Here is a 15,958-nt window from a genome sequence, read left to right as displayed (position 1 = left end):
CTAGATGTCGGGCTTGGCGTCGAAGGGGTGCTCCTTCGAGCGCGGGTCCTTCGAGGGGTAGCCGGCCTTGGGCAGCACGGTGTCCGGGTTGTCCTCGGGGCCGCCCGCCGACTGCTCGGGAGGTACGTCGCCGCCGACCGCGTCCGGCTCGGCGAGCGAGTTGTCGCGGACGCCGTCGGTGCTCGTCTGCGCGGGGCCGGCGTGGCCGACCCGCTCGGAGCTGACGCCCATCCCGCCGGCGGCGCCCTGGGGGCCGTTGGCGTTGGGGTTGGACGCCCGCAGCGGCTCGGCGAGGTCGGGGTCGACCGGCGGCTCGCCCGGCAGGTCGCCGGTGCCGCCGGTCATTCGGCCTTGCCCTGCTCGGCGGCGCCCTCGTCCTGCGCCCCGGCCTCCTCGGCGCTGGCCTCGGTCGCCTCGGTCGAGGTGTCCTCGGACCCCGACATCTGCTCCTGGAGCGTGTCGGGGGTGCTGTCGTCGATCGCGGGGTTCTCCGCGGGGGTGAGGTCCGGGATGATCCGGTCGCCCGCCTCGTCGATGGCGTCGGCGCCGCCGGGAGCAGGCTCGCCGGGCTCGATCTGCGCGTCGGGCATGGGCGCGAGCTCTCCCGTCCCGGTGTCGGTGCGGGTCTCCTCGGACATCAGTCCTCCTCGTCGAAGCCGAAGGTCGAGTACGGCGTGCTGGTACCCGACCCGATGCCCCGCAACACGGCCGCCTCGTGCGGCACCACGGGGTCGGGCAGGGCGTCGAGCGGCCACCAGTGCAGGTCGGCGGCCTTGTCGGGCTCGACGACCCGCGGCTCGCCGGCCCAGCGGCGGGAGGTGAAGAAGAAGTCGACCCGTTCGTCGATCGGCTCCCCAGCGGCGGTGCGCTGCATGGCGGTCACGAACGACAGGTCGAGGTCGGCGATGCCGAGCTCCTCGCGCGCCTCGCGGTGCGCCGCGGCGTACGCCGTCTCGCCGCGCTCGACGTGCCCGGCCGCCGCGGCGGCCCAGTGCTCGTCCATGTACCCGGTCCCGCGGCGCAGCTGGAGCAGCACCTCCGTGCCGCCCGACACGCCGTCGCGGAGCAGGAAGACGTACGCCGCCGGGACGACGACGAAGCGGCCGTGCAGCGGGTCGGTCGAGGTCGGCTCACTCAGGGCGGTCACCGTGCCGGTGGTCGGCCTCGGAGCCGGCGACCGGCTCCTCCAGGTGCGACTCGTCGACCTCGCCGTGGGGCTCGCGGTCGGCCCCGGTGGGGGCCGCCGGCTCGTCGTCGCGCATCGGGGTCCCGGGCGCCTGCGGCTGCTCGGCGGGCTGGTCGGTCATGGCTGCTCCTCCTCGTCGGGCGTGGTGTCGTTCGGGGTGAGGGCCGGCTCACCGGTCGCTCCCTCGTAGACGGTGCCGGTGTCGGGGGACTCCGGCTCGTCGGGGGCGTACTCGTCGGCCTCGTTCTCGACCTGCTCGGGGGTGCTCTCGCTCATGGCTGCCTCTCCCGGCCCTACTGGCTGGGCTCGGGGAACGACGTCTCGGCGTTCTCCTCGCGGAGCTCCTCCTCGCCGGCGGACGGGTCCTGGCCGTCGGGCAGCTCGCTCCCGTGCTCGCCCGGCGGCTGCTCGTCGGTGTCGAGGAGGGGCAGGTCGCGCCCCTCGGGGATCGGCGCGGTCATGGTGACCTCCAGTCGGCTCGGGTGCGGTTCCTTGTCACACTAGCCACATGGCGCCGACCTCAATCCCGGGCCGGGTCCCGGGCCGGGCGCCGGTGGTCGCCGTCGTCGGTGCGACCGCGAGCGGCAAGACCGCGCTGTCGCTGGACCTCGCCGAGCGGCTCGGCGGCGAGGTGGTCAACACCGACGCGATGCAGCTCTACCGGGGCATGGACATCGGCACGGCCAAGGTCCCGGAGGCCGAGCGCCGGGGGATCCCGCACCACCTGCTCGACCGGCTCTCGGTGCGTGAGCCGGCGACGGTGGCGGAGTTCCAGGGCTGGGCGCGGGCCACCATCGCGGGCCTGCGCGACGCCGGCCGGGTGCCGGTGCTGGTGGGCGGCTCCGCGCTCTACACCCGCGCGGTGCTGGACCGCTTCGAGTTCCCCGGGACCGACGAGGCGGTCCGCGCCCGGCTCGAGGCGGAGCTGGCCGAGCAGGGCCCCGCCGCGCTGCACGCCCGGCTCGCCGGCGTCGATCCCGAGGCGGCCGCGCGGATCCTCGTCGGGAACGGCCGCCGCACGGTCCGCGCCCTGGAGGTCGTCGAGATCACCGGGCGCCCGTTCAGCGCCTCGCTGCCGCAGCTGGAGTACCTCGACCCGGCCACCCTCCAGGTCGGCGTCGACATCGACCGCCCGACCCTGGACGCGCGGATCGAGCAGCGGGTCGACGCGATGTTCGCCGCCGGGCTGGTCGGGGAGGTCGCGCGCCTGCTCGAGGAGGGGCTGGCGGAGGGCCGCACCGCGAGCCGCGCCATCGGGTACGTCGAGGTGGCGGCGTACCTCGCCGGCGAGCTGTCGCTCGACGAGGCTCGGGAGCGGACCGTCGTCGCCACGCGTCGCTTCGCGCGCCGCCAGGACGCGTGGTTCCGAAAGGACCCGCGGGTGGTGTGGGTCCGGCACGACGACCCGGACCGGGTGGCGCGCGCGCTCGAGGCGGTCGGCAGGGTGCGGGCATGAGGCGCACGCGACCGACCCCGACCGTCGACGACCTGCTCGCCCGGCGCACCGACGACGGCACCGGCCTGGTCGTGGCCGTCCGGACGCCGGCCGGCACGACGTACCACGCCCGGGGCGAGCTGCCCGACGGGCCGGCGTCGCTGTTCGAGATCGGCTCGGTCACCAAGACGATGACCGCGCTGCTGCTCGCCGACCTCGCGCGCGAGGGCGTCGTCGGCCTCGACGACCCGGTCGCCGACCACCTGCCGGTCGCGCCGCCGGTCAAGGGACGGCCGATCACCCTGCGCGACCTCGCCACGCACCACTCCGGCCTGCCGCGCCTGCCGCGGCGCGCGGCGTGGCGCGGCATGACCAGCGAGCGCCACGACCCGTACGCCCGCTACGACGAGGCGACGCTGTCCGCGGCCGTGCTCGCGACCCGGCCGCGGGTCGAGCCCGGTCGGCGCTTCGGGTACTCCAACCTCGGCGGCGGCCTCCTCGGGTGGGCGCTGGCCCGCGCCGCCGGCACCGACTACGCCACCCTCCTCGCCGACCGGGTCACCGGCCCGCTCGGCCTCGACGACACCGGGGTCGAGGTGCCGTCCGACCAGCAGCACCGGCTCGCCCCCGGCCACGGCTGGCGCGGCCGCCCGGCCGGCCGGTGGGACCTCGCGATGCTCGCCGGCGCCGGGGGCGTCGTCTCGACCGCCGCGGACCTGCAGCGCTACGTCGGCGCCTTCGACGCGGCGTACGACGGGCCGCTCGCGGCGGCCGCCGCCGACGCCCGGACCCCGCAGCAGCGGGCCGGGCGGGTCGGTCCGGCGAACGTCGCCCTCGGCTGGCTGGTCGTGCCCGGCGGGACGCTCTTCCACGACGGCGGGACCGGCGGCTACCGCTCCTTCGTCGGCTCCCGGCCCGACCTCGGCGTCTCCGTCGTGGTGCTGTCCGCGCGGGCCCGCGGCCTGACCGGGTTCGGGATCCTGCTGCTGCGCGCGGCCGTGGCGGACCCGTCCGCCTGACCCCAGGAGCGCAAGAACGGTCGGGCGCGGAGCGGCGGCGCGGCTCCACACTGGTCGGCATGGATGGACAGCAGGGCCGCGACCGGCTGCGGGAGCTGCTCGACGCGGTGCTCGACGAGGACAACCGGACGCTGGCGGACATGGCCGGCGACGCCTACGCCTCGCCGTACCACTTCTCCCGGCGGCTGCGCCGCGACGCCGGCGAGCCGCCGGTGGCGATGCGGCGACGGGTCGAGCTCGAGCGCGCGGCGTGGCGGCTGCGGCGGGGGACGAGCGTGACGGACGCGGCGTTCGCGGCGGGCTACGAGAGCGTCGAGGGCTTCAGCCGCGCGTTCGCGAGGGCGTACGGCGAGCCGCCGTCGGCCGTGGGCGAGGGCGCGGGCGGCTCCCGTGACCACTGGCTGCCGGCGCCGAACGGCATCCACTTCCACCCGCCGACCTCGCTGTGGATCGACGCCGGTGAGGCGGGCGGGACGACGAGCGGGCCGGCGGGCGACCCGGTCACCGAGCAGCTGGTGCGCCACGACCTCGACGACACCCGCACGCTGCTCGAGGTGGCGAAGGGGCTGGCGGCCGACGATCTCCGACGCGAGGTGCTGCCGGGTGCCCGGGTCCTCGCCTGGGACGGCGAGGAGCCGTCGCTGGCGGCGGTGCTGGAGAACCACGTCCACGCCACGGAGGTCTGGCTGGCCGCGATCGAGGGCCTCGACACCCCCGCCCGCGGCGACGGCGACCCGCGGGCGCTGCTCGAGCGGCACGACGCGGTCGCGCCCCGCTGGCTGGCGTTCGTGCGCGACGTCGATCGCCGTGGTGCGTGGGGCGACCGGCTCGTCGACGCGCTGTGCGAGCCGCCGGAGAGCTTCGTGCTCGGCGAGGTCGTCGCGCACGTCCTGACGTACGCCGCGCACCGGCGCCAGCTGGCCCGCCTGGTGCTGCGGGCGCTCGGGGTGCCGGTCGACGACGGCGACCCGATCACCTGGAACCGCGACCGCACGAGGAGCACCCGATGACCCGGACCGTCTACTACACCGCGACCACCCTCGACGGGTACCTCGCCGACGAGCAGGACTCGCTCGACTGGCTGTTCCCCCAGCCGCTCGAGGAGGGCGGGATGCTCGACTACGCGGCGTTCATCGACACCATCGGCGCGCTGGTCATGGGCGCGACGACGTACCAGTGGGTGCTCGACCACGCCGCCGAGACGGGTGAGCCGTGGTCCTACCGGCAGCCGACGTGGGTGATGACGCACCGCGACCTGCCGCGCGCCGCGGAGGACGTGACGATCGCGTCCGGCGACGTGCGCGAGGTCCATCCCGCGATGGTGGCGGCCGCCGGGGACAAGGACGTGTGGGTGGTCGGCGGGGGAGACCTGGCCGGGCAGCTCGCCGACGCCGGCCTGCTCGACGAGGTGCTCGTGTCGATCGCGCCGGTGACGCTGGGAGCCGGCCGCCCGCTGTTCCCGCGCCGGTTCGACCTGCGGCTGACCTCGCACGGGCGCAACGGCGCCTTCCTGTGCGCGACGTACGACGTCGTGGGCCCGCGCCCGCCTGCCTGAGACGGGCCCCGGGCGGGCACCTCGACAACTGTCGGCGGTCGGCGCCACAGTGGCCGGACCGCCTCGTCGCGGATCTTCTCGGGAGGAAACCCATGCGCCGTCTCGCCGCCGTCCCCGTCCTGGCGCTGCTCGCGCCCGCCCTCGTGGCCCTGCCGGCAGGCCCGCCGGCCGCCGCCGAGACGGGTCCGCCGAAGGTGCCCACCGCGGTCGGCACGGGCGGGGCGGTGAGCTCGGTCGACCCGGAGGCAACGAGGGTCGGGCTCGCGGTCCTGCGCGCCGGGGGCAACGCCGCCGACGCCGCCGTCGCGACCGCCGCGGCGCTCGGGGTCACCGAGCCCTACAGCGCCGGCATCGGCGGTGGCGGCTACTTCGTGCACTACGACGCCTCGACCGGGAGGGTCGCCACGATCGACGGGCGCGAGACCGCCCCGATGGCGATCGAGCCCGACGCGTTCGTCGACCCGGCGACCGGCGAGCCGTACCGGTTCACCCCCGAGCTGGTCACCAGCGGCGTCAGCGTCGGCGTGCCCGGCACGGTCGCGACCTGGCAGCGCGCGCTCGACCGCTGGGGGAGCCGGTCGCTGAAGCAGGTCCTCGGCCGGCCGGCGGCCCTCGCACGGCGCGGCTTCGTGGTCGACGAGACGTTCCGCCAGCAGACCGAGGACAACCGCGAGCGGTTCCGCGCCTTCACCTCGACCAAGGCGCTGTTCCTGCGCGGCGGTCGCCTGCCGGCCGTGGGCAGCCGGTTCCGCAACCCGGCCCTCGCCCGCACCTACGACCTGCTCCGGGACGCGGGCCCGCGGGCGCTCTACCGCGGTGCGCTGGGCCGCGACGTGGTCCGCACGGTCCGCAGGCCCCCGACCACCGGCTCGACCGGCCTGCCGGTCCCGCCCGGCTCGATGACGCGGCGCGACCTGCGCGACTACCGCGTCCGCGACGGTGTCGCCACCCGCACGAGCTACCGGGGCCTCGACGTCCACGGCATGCCGCCGTCCTCCAGCGGCGGCTCGACCGTCGGCGAGGCGCTGGAGATCCTCGAGCGCTACGACCTCGCCGCGATGGACGACGCCCAGGCGCTGCACCTCTACCTCGAGGCGAGCGCCCGCGCCTTCGCCGACCGCACGGCGTACGTCGGGGACCCGGCGTACGTCGACGTCCCGCTGGCCGACCTGCTCTCGCCGACCTTCGCCGCCGAGCGCGCCTGCACGATCGACCCCACCCGGGCCGCGGAGAAGCCGGTCGAGCCGGGCGACGTGTCGTCCTACGACGGGGAGTGCGCGACCTCGGTCGGCGTCGAGCCGGTCGAGGTCCCCGACACCGAGAACGTCGAGACCACGCACCTGGCCGTCGTGGACCGCTGGGGCGACGTCGTGTCCTACACGCTGACCATCGAGCAGACCGGCGGCTCCGGCATGGTCGTGCCGGGCCGCGGCTTCCTGCTCAACAACGAGCTGACCGACTTCACGACCGAGTACGACGCCGCCGACCCGAACCGGATCCAGCCCGGCAAGCGCCCGCGCAGCTCGATGTCCCCGACGATCGTGCTGCGCGACGGACGGCCGGTGCTCGCGCTCGGCTCGCCCGGCGGCTCGACAATCATCACGACGGTGCTCCAGCTGCTGGTCGAGCGGTTCGACCGCGGGCGCAGCATCGCCGAGGCCATGGCCGCACCGCGGGCGGCGCAGCGCAACACCGCGACGGTGACCGCCGAACCGGCCTTCATCGAGACCTACGGGCCGCTGCTCGAGGCCTACGGCCACGAGCTCGCCCCGGCCGGCGACGCCTTCACGAGCGCCGCCGAGATCGGGGCCGCTGCGGCGATCGAGATCGGTCCCGGCGGGCTGCTGACGGCCGTCGCGGAGCCCACGCGGCGCGGGGGCGGTTCGGCCGGCGTGGTCCGGCCGCGGGAATCGCGGTGAGGTGAGGGGGCGGCGCGCACTACCGTGGAGAGGTGACCGACACCGCCGCCCCGCCCGCCAGCGACATCACGAGCGTCGAGGAGCTCGTCGCGCTGCTGGGCGAGCCGAACCAGCGGGCCCGGGACAAGTCGCGCCCCGCGCTGCTCCCCGTCGACCGGGACTGGCTGGCCGCCTCGCCGTTCTGCGTGATGGCGACCAGCGACGCCGAGGGCCGGTGCGACGCGTCCCCGAAGGGCGACCCGCCCGGCCAGCTGGTGCACGTCCTGGACGACGCGACGATCGCGCTGGCCGAGCGGCCCGGCAACCGGCGGGCCGACGGCTACCGCAACATCCTGGTCAACCCGCACGTCGGGCTGAACTTCTTCATCCCCGGCCGGGGCGACACGCTGCGGGTCAACGGCCGGGCCCGGCTGGTCAGCGACGCGCCCTGGTTCGACGAGCTGGTCGTCAAGGGGCACCGACCGCTGCTGGCGGTGGTCGTGGAGATCGAGGACCTGTTCTTCCACTGCGCCAAGGCCTTCCTGCGCAGCGGGCTGTGGCAGCCGGAGACGTGGGACCCCGAGGCGAAGGTCCCGCGCCGCGCGCTCATCGCCAAGGAGGTCGAGGCCAACGGCATGGACATCGCGCAGCTCGACGACTACTACCGGCCGGAGAACTACGGGAAGAGCCTCTATGAGTGAGGGTTACCCCTTCCTGAAGGGGCACGGCACCGAGAACGACTTCGTCCTGCTGCCCGACCACGACGGCACGGTCCACGGCGACCTCGACCCCGCCCGGGTCGCGCGGCTGTGCGACCGGCGCGCCGGCATCGGCGGCGACGGCGTGCTGCGGGTCGTCCGCACCGAGGCGTACGCCGCGGCGCGCGAGCACGCGGACCCCGCCGAGGCGGAGTGGTTCATGGACTACCGCAACAGCGACGGCTCGCTCTCGGAGATGTGCGGCAACGGCGTGCGCGTCTTCGCGCGGCACCTGCTCGAGGAGGGTCTCGTCGAGCCGGGCCGGCCGATCCCGGTCGGCACCCGGGCCGGGGTGAAGGTGATCGAGGTGGACGGCGACCGGATCACCGTCGACATGGGGCGCCCGCAGGTGCTCGGCACGACCGAGGTCGCGGTGGGGTCGGCCCGGTGGGCGGCCGCGCACGTCGACATGGGCAACCCGCACGCGGTGGCGTTCCTCGACGAGGGCCAGTCGCTGGCGGTCGACGGCCCGGTCGGCCCGCTCGCGAGCGAGCCGGACTTCGACCGGTCGGTCTACCCGCACGGGGTCAACGTCGAGTTCGTCGAGCGCCGCGGCGCCGGCCACGTCGCGATGCGGGTGCACGAGCGCGGCTCGGGGGAGACCCGGTCCTGCGGGACCGGTGCGTGCGCGGTCGCGGTCGCGGCGGCGGTGGCCGACGGCCGGGCCGCCGGGGGACCGGGCGCGGACGCGACGTACCGGGTGGACCTGCCGGGCGGCACGCTGGAGATCACCTGGACCGCCGACGACCGGGTGCTGATGAGCGGCCCGGCGGTCGTGGTGGCCCGCGGAACCACCGCCCTGTGAGGCGCGGCGGGCCACTACAGTCCGCTGCATGGAACTCAACGGAGCCAGTGCCATCGTCACGGGCGGAGCGTCGGGCATCGGCGCTGCCTGCGCCCGCCAGCTCGCCGCCCGCGGGGCCGTCGTGGTCGTCGCGGACCTCCAGGCCGACAAGGGCGAGGCCCTCGCCGCGGAGATCGGCGGCGTCTTCGCCCGCGTCGACGTGACCGACAGCGAGCAGATCGCCGGCGCCGTCCGCGCCGCCGCCGAGATCGCGCCGCTGCGCGCGGTCGTCAACTCCGCCGGCATCGGCTGGGCCGCGCGGACCATCGGCCGCGACGGCACGCTGGAGTCGGCCCACGACCTCGACGCGTTCAAGAAGGTCGTCGCGATCAACCTGGTCGGCACCTTCGACGTGGTCCGCCAGGCCGCCACGGTGATGAGCACCCAGGAGCCGACGTCGACCGGCGAGCGCGGCGCGATCGTCAACCTCGCCTCGGTCGCCGCGTTCGACGGCCAGATCGGCCAGGCGTCGTACTCCGCCTCCAAGGGCGGCGTCGTCGGCATGACCCTCCCGATCGCCCGCGACCTCTCCGCCGCCGCGATCCGCCTCAACACCGTCGCCCCCGGCCTCATCGAGACCCCGATCTACGGCGAGGGCGAGGGCGCGGAGGCGTTCAAGGCCAAGCTGGGCGAGAGCGTGCTGTTCCCCAAGCGCCTCGGCACCCCCGACGAGCTGGCCTCGATGGTGCTGGAGTGCGTGACCAACTCCTACATGAACGCCGAGACGATCCGCGTCGACGGCGGCATCCGGATGCCTCCCAAGTAGGTCCCCCCGCCTCGTGATGCCCAGAGTGCGCTCCGCCGCACGCTGGGCATCACGAGACGATCGTCGGGGTCGGCGCGGCGCGGCGGGGTACCGGTCGTCCCATGACGGAGTTCAAGAAGGGCGACAAGGTCGAGTGGAAGTCCCACGGCGGCACCGCCGAGGGCGAGGTGGAGAAGAAGATCACCTCCGACACCCACGCCGCGAAGCGGGACGTCAAGGCGAGCAAGGACGATCCGCAGTACCTCGTGAAGAGCGAGAAGTCCGGCGGGGAGGCCGTGCACAAGCCGGGCGCGCTGAAGAAGAAGAGCTAGCCGGCCGGTGGCGCGGGGTACGCCGCCCACCCGGTGAGGTCGACGACGCGGTCGGCCCGGCGCGCGGCGGCGTCGACGAGCCGCGCGTTGGGCTCGTCCACGCGGGCGACCCACGCCTGCGCCTCCTCCGAGGTCTTGCCGTGCCGCACGTGGCGGGCGACCAGCCGCTCCTGCCGCAGGTCGTCGTCGACGTGCAGGTGCCAGACCTCGTCGAGCTGCGCGCGCACCGCGTGCCAGCGCGGCTCGTCGAGCAGCAGGTAGTTGCCCTCGGTCACCACCGTGCCGGCCGCCGGCACCGCGATCGCCCCGGCGAGCGGCTGCTCGAGGTCGCGGTCGAACGAGGGGGCGACCACCGACGGCTCGCGCCCGCGCACGCGCCGCAGCAACGCGGCGTACCCCTCGGCGTCGAAGGTCTCCGGCGCGCCCTTGCGGTCCAGCAGCCCGCGCCGGGCCAGCTCGACGTCGGCGTAGTGGAACCCGTCCATCGGGACCACGGCCAGCCCGTGCTCGGCTGCCAGCGCCGCGGCGACCGTGCTCTTGCCGACGCCGGGCGCGCCGGCCAGGCCGAGCAGGCGGATGGCGGGCGGCAGCGCGGGGAAAGGGTTGTCCACGAGACCAGTCAAGCGGGCATAGTGGAGGACCCGGAGGCGTTGAGATCTCCGAGATGACGCTGAGCACCACACCTGGCAAGACACGGAGGCACATGACCAACGCGAACGCACGGGACTTCTCGCTCGACACCGAGCTGGAGGAGACCCGCGGCTGGGACGAGGACGAGGGCACCGCCGAGCTCGACGAGCACGACGACCTCGATGACCACGACCAGGACGACCTGGACGACTTCGAGTCCGGGTACGCCGACGAGCCCGACCCCGAGGAGGAGCTGACCACCGGCCAGCTCGACCTCGCCGAGCGCCACGAGCTGCGCCGCGTCGCGGGGCTGCGCACCGACCTCGAGGACATCACCGAGGTCGAGTACCGCCAGCTGCGCCTCGAGCGCGTCGTCCTGGTCGGCGTGTGGACCGAGGGCAGCGTCGCGGACGCCGAGAACTCCATGGCCGAGCTCGCGCTGCTCGCGGAGACGGCCGGCTCGGAGGTGCTCGACGCGATCTACCAGCGCCGGCAGCGGCCCGACCCGGCGACGTACATCGGTCGCGGCAAGGTCGAGGGGCTCAAGGAGATCGTCGCCGCCACCGGCGCGGACACCGTGATCTGCGACGGCGAGCTCGCGCCGAGCCAGCTGAGGAACCTGGAGGACCGGCTCAAGGTCAAGGTCGTCGACCGGACCGCGCTGATCCTCGACATCTTCGCCCAGCACGCGAAGTCCAAGGAGGGCCAGGCGCAGGTCGAGCTGGCGCAGCTGACCTACCTCAAGCAGCGCCTGCGTGGTTGGGGTGGCAACCTGTCGCGCCAGGTCGGCGGTCGTGCCGCCGGCGGTGTCGGCATCGGCGGCCGTGGCCCCGGTGAGACCAAGATCGAGACCGACCGGCGCCGGATCAACACCCGGATCGCCAAGCTCCGCCGTGAGCTGCGCGAGATGAAGGGCACCCGCGACACCAAGCGCCAGGAGCGCCGTCGCCACCAGGTGCCTGCCGTCGCGATCGCCGGCTACACCAACGCAGGCAAGTCCTCGCTGCTCAACCGGCTCACCGGTGCCGGGGTGCTCGTCGAGGACGCGCTGTTCGCGACGCTGGACCCCACGACGCGGCGTACGACGACGGCCGACGGCCGGGTCTACACGATGTCGGACACCGTCGGGTTCGTGCGGCACCTGCCCCACCAGCTCGTCGAGGCGTTCCGCTCCACGTTGGAGGAGGTGGCCGACGCCGACCTGGTGCTCCACGTCGTCGACGGCTCCCACCCCGACCCCGAGGGGCAGATCGCCGCGGTGCGCGAGGTCTTCGCCGAGATCGGCGCGGACCAGGTGCCCGAGCTCGTGGTCATCAACAAGGCCGACGCGGCCGACCCGATGGTCCTGGCCCGCCTCCAGCAGCGCGAGCCGCACTGCGTCGTGGTGAGCGCCAGGACCGGCGAGGGCATCGACGAGGCGCTCGCCGTGGTGGAGGGCGAGCTGCCCCGGCCGGGCGTGGAGTTCTCCGCGCTGCTGCCCTACGAGCGGGGCGACCTGATCAACCGGCTCCACCAGCAGGGCGAGATCGACTCCCTCGAGCACACCGGCGACGGCACGATCGTCCGCGGCCGCGCCAACGAGGACCTCGCGGGCGAGCTGGCGGCGTACGCGCTGGCCTGACCCGCGTCGACGGCTGAGGCCGGAGCCCCGGCCGCGGGGTGCCGGTCCTGCCTGAGAAGTCGGTCATTTTGCGGCGATCCGGCAACGGTCCTGCAACAACGCCGGCGGGCGGGCGGGGCGTGCCGCACCATCGGTGCGTGCTCCTCGCCCGTCGCCCGTCGGGGCGGTCCCTCGCCCTGGCCCTGTGCCTGCTGCTCGTCGTCGGCGTGCTGCTCGTGCAGCTCGCCGAACGGGCGCGCGGTGACGGCACGAACCGCTGCGAGCGGTTCACCGCCGACTCGGCCGAGCGCGCGGAGATCGTGACGGGCGCGGGCCGCGACGTCGTCGTGATCGGCGACTCGTGGTCGGCCGGCCTCGGCCTGGACGAGATCGGTACGTCGTGGCCGTCGCGGCTCGCGGGCCGGGTCCGGGTCGCGGGTTTCTCCGGCTCGGGGTTCAGCGCCGGCGCGAGCGCGTGCGGCCCGTCGGTGTCGTTCGCGGAGCGGGCGGCTGGTGCGCTGCGCGGCCCGGTCGACCTGGTGGTCGTCGAGGGCGGGCTCAACGACGTCGACCAGCCCGACGCCGCGATCCGTGCCGGGTTCGAGCGGCTGATGGACCGGGTCGAGGCGCGGGCCGGCGGGGCGCCGGTCGTGGTGGTCGGCCCCGCGACGGCACCGTCGCGGGCAGCGCGGGTGCCGCGCGTGGACCAGCTGCTCGCGGGGCTCGCGGAGCAGCACGCGGCGACGTACGTCCCGACCAGCGGGCTGGACCTGGCCTACCTCGACGACCGGCTGCACCTGACGCCGGAGGGCCACCGCGCCTTCGGCGACGCCGTGGCCGCCGCGATCGCCGCCGCCGGCGTCTGAGCGGATCGGTCGGGGACCGCGCTAGGAGCTGAACGCGGCGTCGAAGGCGGCGCTCGGCGGGTCGTAGTCGAAGCGCCGGAGGAACGCCAGCGCCTCGGGCGCGCCGTGGAGGCGGTCCATGCCGGCGTCCTCCCACTCCACCGAGATCGGGCCGTCGTAGCCGATGGCGGCGAGCGCGCGGAAGGAGTCCTCCCAGGGCACCTGCCCGCGGCCGGTGGAGACGAAGTCCCAACCGCGGCGGGGGTCGCCCCACGGCAGGTGGGAGGAGAGCCGGCCGTTCCGGCCGCCGCCCACGCGCAGGCGGGTGTCCTTGCAGTCGACGTGGTAGATCCGGTCGGCGAAGTCGGAGATGAACGCGACCGGGTCGAGGTCCTGCCACAGCATGTGGCTGGGGTCCCAGTTGAGCCCGAACGCCTCGCGGTGGCCGATCGCCTCGAGCGTGCGGACGGTCGACCAGTAGTCGTAGGCGATCTCCGAGGGGTGCACCTCGTGGGCGAACCGGACGCCGCACTCGTCGAAGACGTCGAGGATGGGGTGCCACCGGTCGGCGAAGTCCTGGTAGCCGGCGTCGATCCGGGAGGCCGGGACCGGCGGGAACATCGCGACGTAGGGCCAGATCGAGGAGCCGGTGAAGCCGACGACGGTGGAGACGCCCATCCGCTGGGCGAGCCGCGCGGTCAGCCGCATCTCCTCCGCGGCGCGGCTGCGCACGCCCTCCGGGGCGCCGTCGCCCCAGACCCGCTCGCGGACGATCGCGCGGTGGCGCTCGTCGATCGGGTCGTCGCAGACGGCCTGCCCGGTCAGGTGGTTGGAGATCGCCCAGCAGCCCAGGCCGTGCCGCTCGAGGATCTCCAGCCGCCCCTCGACGTACCCCGGCTCGTCCCACCGCCACGCGTCGAGGTGCTCCCCGGACACGGCGATCTCGAGGCCGTCGTAGCCCCAGCCGGCGGCCAGGCGCGCGACCTCCTCCAGCGGCAGGTCGGCCCACTGGCCGGTGAAGAGGGTGAAGCGCTTGCCCATCTCAGCTCTCCTGGGGGGTCGGGGCGGGTGCGGGTACGTCGACGCGGGCGCCCGAGCGTCCCGCACTCTCCTCGATGGCCGCCAGCACCCGCTGGACGGCCAGGCCGTCGGCGAACGACGGCGACGGCTGGGTCCGGTTCGCGACCGCGGTCAGGAAGTCGGCGGCCTGCGAGGTGAACGTGCTGTCCCAGCCGAGCGTGTGGCCCGGCGGCCACCAGGCGTCGAGGTAGGGGTGGGTGGCCTCGGTGACCAGCACGCGACGTACGCCGCCGTCCGGGTCGAGCGCGCGGTCGTCCACGCCGAGCTCGTTGAGCCGCTCGAGGTCGAAGGAGAGCGAGCCGGTCGTGCCGTAGACCTCGAGCTGCAGGGCGTTCTTGCGGCTGGTCGCCATCCGGCTGACCTCCACGCTGGCCACCACCCCCGAGGCGGTCTCGAGGGTGGCCCACGCGGCGTCGTCCACGGTGACCGGCTCCGGGCCGTGGTCGCCGGCACGCTCGGGCACGAAGGTGCGCAGGTGGCCGCTGGCGGCCACGACGGGCTCGCCGAGCAGGTGGTGGAGCTGGTCGACGACGTGCGAGCCGAGGTCGCCGAGCACGCCGGAGCCGGCCGACTCGCGGCGCAGCCGCCACGTCATGGGGGCCGCCTCGTCGACGAGCCAGTCCTGGAGGTAGCTGGCGCGGACCTGGCGCACCGTGCCGATGCGGCCCTCGGCGATCATCCGGCGGGCGAGCGCGAGCGCCGGCACGCGGCGGTAGTTGAAGCCGGTCATCGTCACCACGCCGCGCTCGGCGGCGGCCGCGGCCGCGGCGACCAGCGCCTCGGACTCGGCGACCGTGTTCGCGAGCGGCTTCTCCACCAGCACGTGCTTGCCGGCCTCGAGCGCGGCCAGCGCGATCTCGGCGTGCAGGTGGCCGGGGGTGCAGATGTCGACCACGTCGACGTCGTCGCGGGTCACCACGTCGCGCCAGTCGGTGGCGGTGTCGGCCCAGCCGTAGCGGTCCGCCGCCGTCTTGAGCGCCGCCGGGTCCCGGCCGACGAGCACCTGCCGGCGCGGCCGGGGGACGTCGGGGAAGAAGGCACCGACGTTGCGCCAGGCGTTGGAGTGCGCCTTGCCCATGAAGGAGTAGCCGACGACGGCCACCCCCGGCCCGGTCGCGTCCGTCATGGGGTGCCTCCTGGGGCGTGGGCGGCGGTCGCGGTGAGCGAGCGCAGGAAGGTGAGGCCGTCGCGGGCGAGGTCGTCGGGCGAGGCGGCGAGCGGTCGCCAGATCGAGGCGGCCACGGCGATGGCGGCGTTGTCGGGGGTGAAGCTCTCGATGTTCAGCGCGCCGGCGTACCCGACCTCGTCGAGCGCGGCGAGCAGCGCCGGCCAGTCGGTCTGGTCGTGGCCGGGGGCGCCACGGTCGTTGCCGCAGACCTGGAGGTGCACCAGGTGCCGGCCGGCGCGGCGCACGGCGTCGGCGCTCGAGCGCTCCTCGATGCCGAGGTGGTAGGTGTCGAGCGCCAGGCCGAGGGTGGGCCCGAGCAGCGGCTCGAGGGCGGTGAGGGCCTGGTCGACGGTGTTGACCAGCGACGTCTCGTAGCGGTTGAGCGGCTCGATGCCGATGACCACGCCGGCGGCCCGGGCGTGGTCGAGGACCGGCGCGAGGTTCGTCCGCCACTCGTCGTACGTCGCGTGGCGCTCCTCGGCGGTCATCCGCCACACCCGACCGGTCGCGGCGTAGAACGGGCCGCACACCGAGGGCGCGCCGAGGGCGGCCGCGAGGTCGACGCAGCTGCGCAGGTAGTCCTGCGTGCGCGACACCGTCGCGGCGTCGGTGGCGACGAGGTCGCGGCCGGGGGCCATCGCGCCGACGACGTACGGCACGAGGCCGGCGTCGCGGACGGCGGCGGCGGTCCGCGCGGGGTCGAGGTGACCGGGCTCCTCGAGCGGCAGCTCGACGGCGTCGAAGCCGAGGCCGGCGACGAGGTCGAGCATGCGGGGGAGGTCGGCGTCGGTGAGCGGGGAGGTCCAGACCCAGGTGTTCACGCCCAGGGGGCGGGGTTGCGCGCGCACGGGCACACCTTCCGG

Annotated in this window: 21 protein-coding genes; 11 read left to right on the top strand and 10 right to left on the bottom strand. The window is 75.0% G+C overall.

Annotated elements, in window-relative coordinates; translation table 11 throughout:
• From QWY28_RS01310 to QWY28_RS01285, 6 genes are read right to left on the bottom strand one after another with little or no spacing between them, the layout of a single operon-like run.
• Complete coding sequence (locus tag QWY28_RS01310) at positions 1–345, bottom strand: hypothetical protein (protein ID WP_300950498.1); 345 nt, start codon at positions 343–345, stop codon at positions 1–3.
• On the bottom strand, positions 342–638 hold the full coding sequence (locus tag QWY28_RS01305; RefSeq protein ID WP_300950497.1) for a hypothetical protein: 297 nt from the start codon (positions 636–638) through the stop codon (positions 342–344). The genes QWY28_RS01310 and QWY28_RS01305 overlap by 4 nt, the downstream gene beginning before the upstream one ends.
• The gene (locus QWY28_RS01300; protein WP_300950496.1) at positions 638–1,147 is read right to left on the bottom strand and encodes an NUDIX hydrolase; all 510 of its coding nucleotides are present in this window, start codon (positions 1,145–1,147) and stop codon (positions 638–640) included. The genes QWY28_RS01305 and QWY28_RS01300 overlap by 1 nt, the downstream gene beginning before the upstream one ends.
• Entirely contained in the window at positions 1,131–1,307 is a 177-nt protein-coding gene (locus tag QWY28_RS01295) for a hypothetical protein (RefSeq protein ID WP_300950495.1), read from the bottom strand. The genes QWY28_RS01300 and QWY28_RS01295 overlap by 17 nt, the downstream gene beginning before the upstream one ends.
• Positions 1,304–1,462, bottom strand: coding sequence for a hypothetical protein (locus QWY28_RS01290; RefSeq protein ID WP_300950494.1), 159 nt, complete (start codon positions 1,460–1,462; stop codon positions 1,304–1,306). The genes QWY28_RS01295 and QWY28_RS01290 overlap by 4 nt, the downstream gene beginning before the upstream one ends.
• Positions 1,463–1,479: 17 nt before the next feature.
• Positions 1,480–1,647, bottom strand: a complete 168-nt coding sequence (locus QWY28_RS01285) for a hypothetical protein (protein WP_300950493.1) — start codon at positions 1,645–1,647, stop codon at positions 1,480–1,482.
• 47 nt (positions 1,648–1,694) lie between these two features.
• Between QWY28_RS01285 and miaA the strand changes: the two genes are divergently transcribed.
• The 9 genes from miaA to QWY28_RS01240 all read left to right on the top strand — a co-directional run bounded on the left by miaA (position 1,695) and on the right by QWY28_RS01240 (position 9,772).
• A complete protein-coding gene (miaA, locus tag QWY28_RS01280) occupies positions 1,695–2,642 on the top strand; it encodes a tRNA (adenosine(37)-N6)-dimethylallyltransferase MiaA (RefSeq protein WP_300950492.1) in 948 nt (315 codons plus the stop codon).
• Positions 2,639–3,640 (top strand): serine hydrolase domain-containing protein, encoded by a 1,002-nt coding sequence (locus QWY28_RS01275; protein ID WP_300950491.1) that lies wholly within the window; start codon positions 2,639–2,641, stop codon positions 3,638–3,640. The genes miaA and QWY28_RS01275 overlap by 4 nt, the downstream gene beginning before the upstream one ends.
• A 59-nt stretch (positions 3,641–3,699) precedes the next feature.
• Positions 3,700–4,650 (top strand): helix-turn-helix transcriptional regulator, encoded by a 951-nt coding sequence (locus QWY28_RS01270; protein ID WP_300950490.1) that lies wholly within the window; start codon positions 3,700–3,702, stop codon positions 4,648–4,650.
• Positions 4,647–5,195 carry a dihydrofolate reductase family protein gene (locus tag QWY28_RS01265; protein WP_300950489.1) on the top strand — a complete coding sequence of 183 codons (549 nt, stop codon included), beginning with the start codon at positions 4,647–4,649 and terminating at the stop codon, positions 5,193–5,195. Before QWY28_RS01270 ends, QWY28_RS01265 begins: the two co-directional genes overlap by 4 nt.
• A gap of 92 nt (positions 5,196–5,287) precedes the next feature.
• Positions 5,288–7,114: a gamma-glutamyltransferase gene (gene ggt / locus QWY28_RS01260; RefSeq protein WP_300950488.1), complete on the top strand. Its 1,827-nt coding sequence runs from the start codon at positions 5,288–5,290 to the stop codon at positions 7,112–7,114.
• Positions 7,115–7,146: 32 nt separating this feature from the next.
• Positions 7,147–7,794, top strand: a complete 648-nt coding sequence (locus QWY28_RS01255; protein WP_300950487.1) for a pyridoxamine 5'-phosphate oxidase family protein — start codon at positions 7,147–7,149, stop codon at positions 7,792–7,794.
• Entirely contained in the window at positions 7,787–8,656 is an 870-nt protein-coding gene (gene dapF, locus QWY28_RS01250; RefSeq protein ID WP_300950486.1) for a diaminopimelate epimerase, read from the top strand. Before QWY28_RS01255 ends, dapF begins: the two co-directional genes overlap by 8 nt.
• Positions 8,657–8,684: 28 nt before the next feature.
• Positions 8,685–9,461: an SDR family NAD(P)-dependent oxidoreductase gene (locus tag QWY28_RS01245; protein ID WP_300950485.1), complete on the top strand. Its 777-nt coding sequence runs from the start codon at positions 8,685–8,687 to the stop codon at positions 9,459–9,461.
• Between the two features lie 101 nt (positions 9,462–9,562).
• Entirely contained in the window at positions 9,563–9,772 is a 210-nt protein-coding gene (locus QWY28_RS01240; RefSeq protein WP_300950484.1) for a hypervirulence associated TUDOR domain-containing protein, read from the top strand.
• Here the strand turns inward: QWY28_RS01240 and QWY28_RS01235 are convergent.
• A complete protein-coding gene (locus tag QWY28_RS01235; RefSeq protein WP_300950483.1) occupies positions 9,769–10,383 on the bottom strand; it encodes a nucleoside/nucleotide kinase family protein in 615 nt (204 codons plus the stop codon). The two genes, QWY28_RS01240 and QWY28_RS01235, sit on opposite strands and share 4 nt — an antisense overlap.
• 92 nt (positions 10,384–10,475) lie before the next feature.
• On the opposite strand from QWY28_RS01235, the gene hflX reads away from it, so the two are divergent.
• Together hflX and QWY28_RS01225 are read left to right on the top strand one after the other, a co-directional pair.
• Positions 10,476–12,023 (top strand): GTPase HflX, encoded by a 1,548-nt coding sequence (hflX, locus tag QWY28_RS01230; RefSeq protein ID WP_300950482.1) that lies wholly within the window; start codon positions 10,476–10,478, stop codon positions 12,021–12,023.
• Positions 12,024–12,160: 137 nt separating this feature from the next.
• On the top strand, positions 12,161–12,868 hold the full coding sequence (locus tag QWY28_RS01225; protein ID WP_300950481.1) for an SGNH/GDSL hydrolase family protein: 708 nt from the start codon (positions 12,161–12,163) through the stop codon (positions 12,866–12,868).
• A 21-nt stretch (positions 12,869–12,889) separates the two neighbouring features.
• Here QWY28_RS01225 and QWY28_RS01220 read toward each other — a convergent pair whose 3' ends face one another.
• The 3 genes from QWY28_RS01220 to QWY28_RS01210 are packed head-to-tail and all read right to left on the bottom strand — an operon-like array spanning position 12,890 to position 15,943.
• Complete coding sequence (locus tag QWY28_RS01220) at positions 12,890–13,888, bottom strand: sugar phosphate isomerase/epimerase family protein (RefSeq protein WP_300950480.1); 999 nt, start codon at positions 13,886–13,888, stop codon at positions 12,890–12,892.
• Between the two features lies 1 nt (position 13,889).
• The gene (locus QWY28_RS01215) at positions 13,890–15,053 is read right to left on the bottom strand and encodes a Gfo/Idh/MocA family protein (RefSeq protein WP_300950479.1); all 1,164 of its coding nucleotides are present in this window, start codon (positions 15,051–15,053) and stop codon (positions 13,890–13,892) included.
• Complete coding sequence (locus tag QWY28_RS01210; RefSeq protein ID WP_300950478.1) at positions 15,050–15,943, bottom strand: sugar phosphate isomerase/epimerase family protein; 894 nt, start codon at positions 15,941–15,943, stop codon at positions 15,050–15,052. The genes QWY28_RS01215 and QWY28_RS01210 overlap by 4 nt, the downstream gene beginning before the upstream one ends.
• Positions 15,944–15,958: the final 15 nt, after the last annotated feature.

This window comes from Nocardioides oceani (assembly GCF_030412965.1).
GTDB lineage: Bacteria > Actinomycetota > Actinomycetes > Propionibacteriales > Nocardioidaceae > Nocardioides > Nocardioides oceani.
The sequence above is the reverse complement of the archived record's forward strand: the minus strand, read 5'-3'. Positions and strand labels throughout refer to the sequence as shown.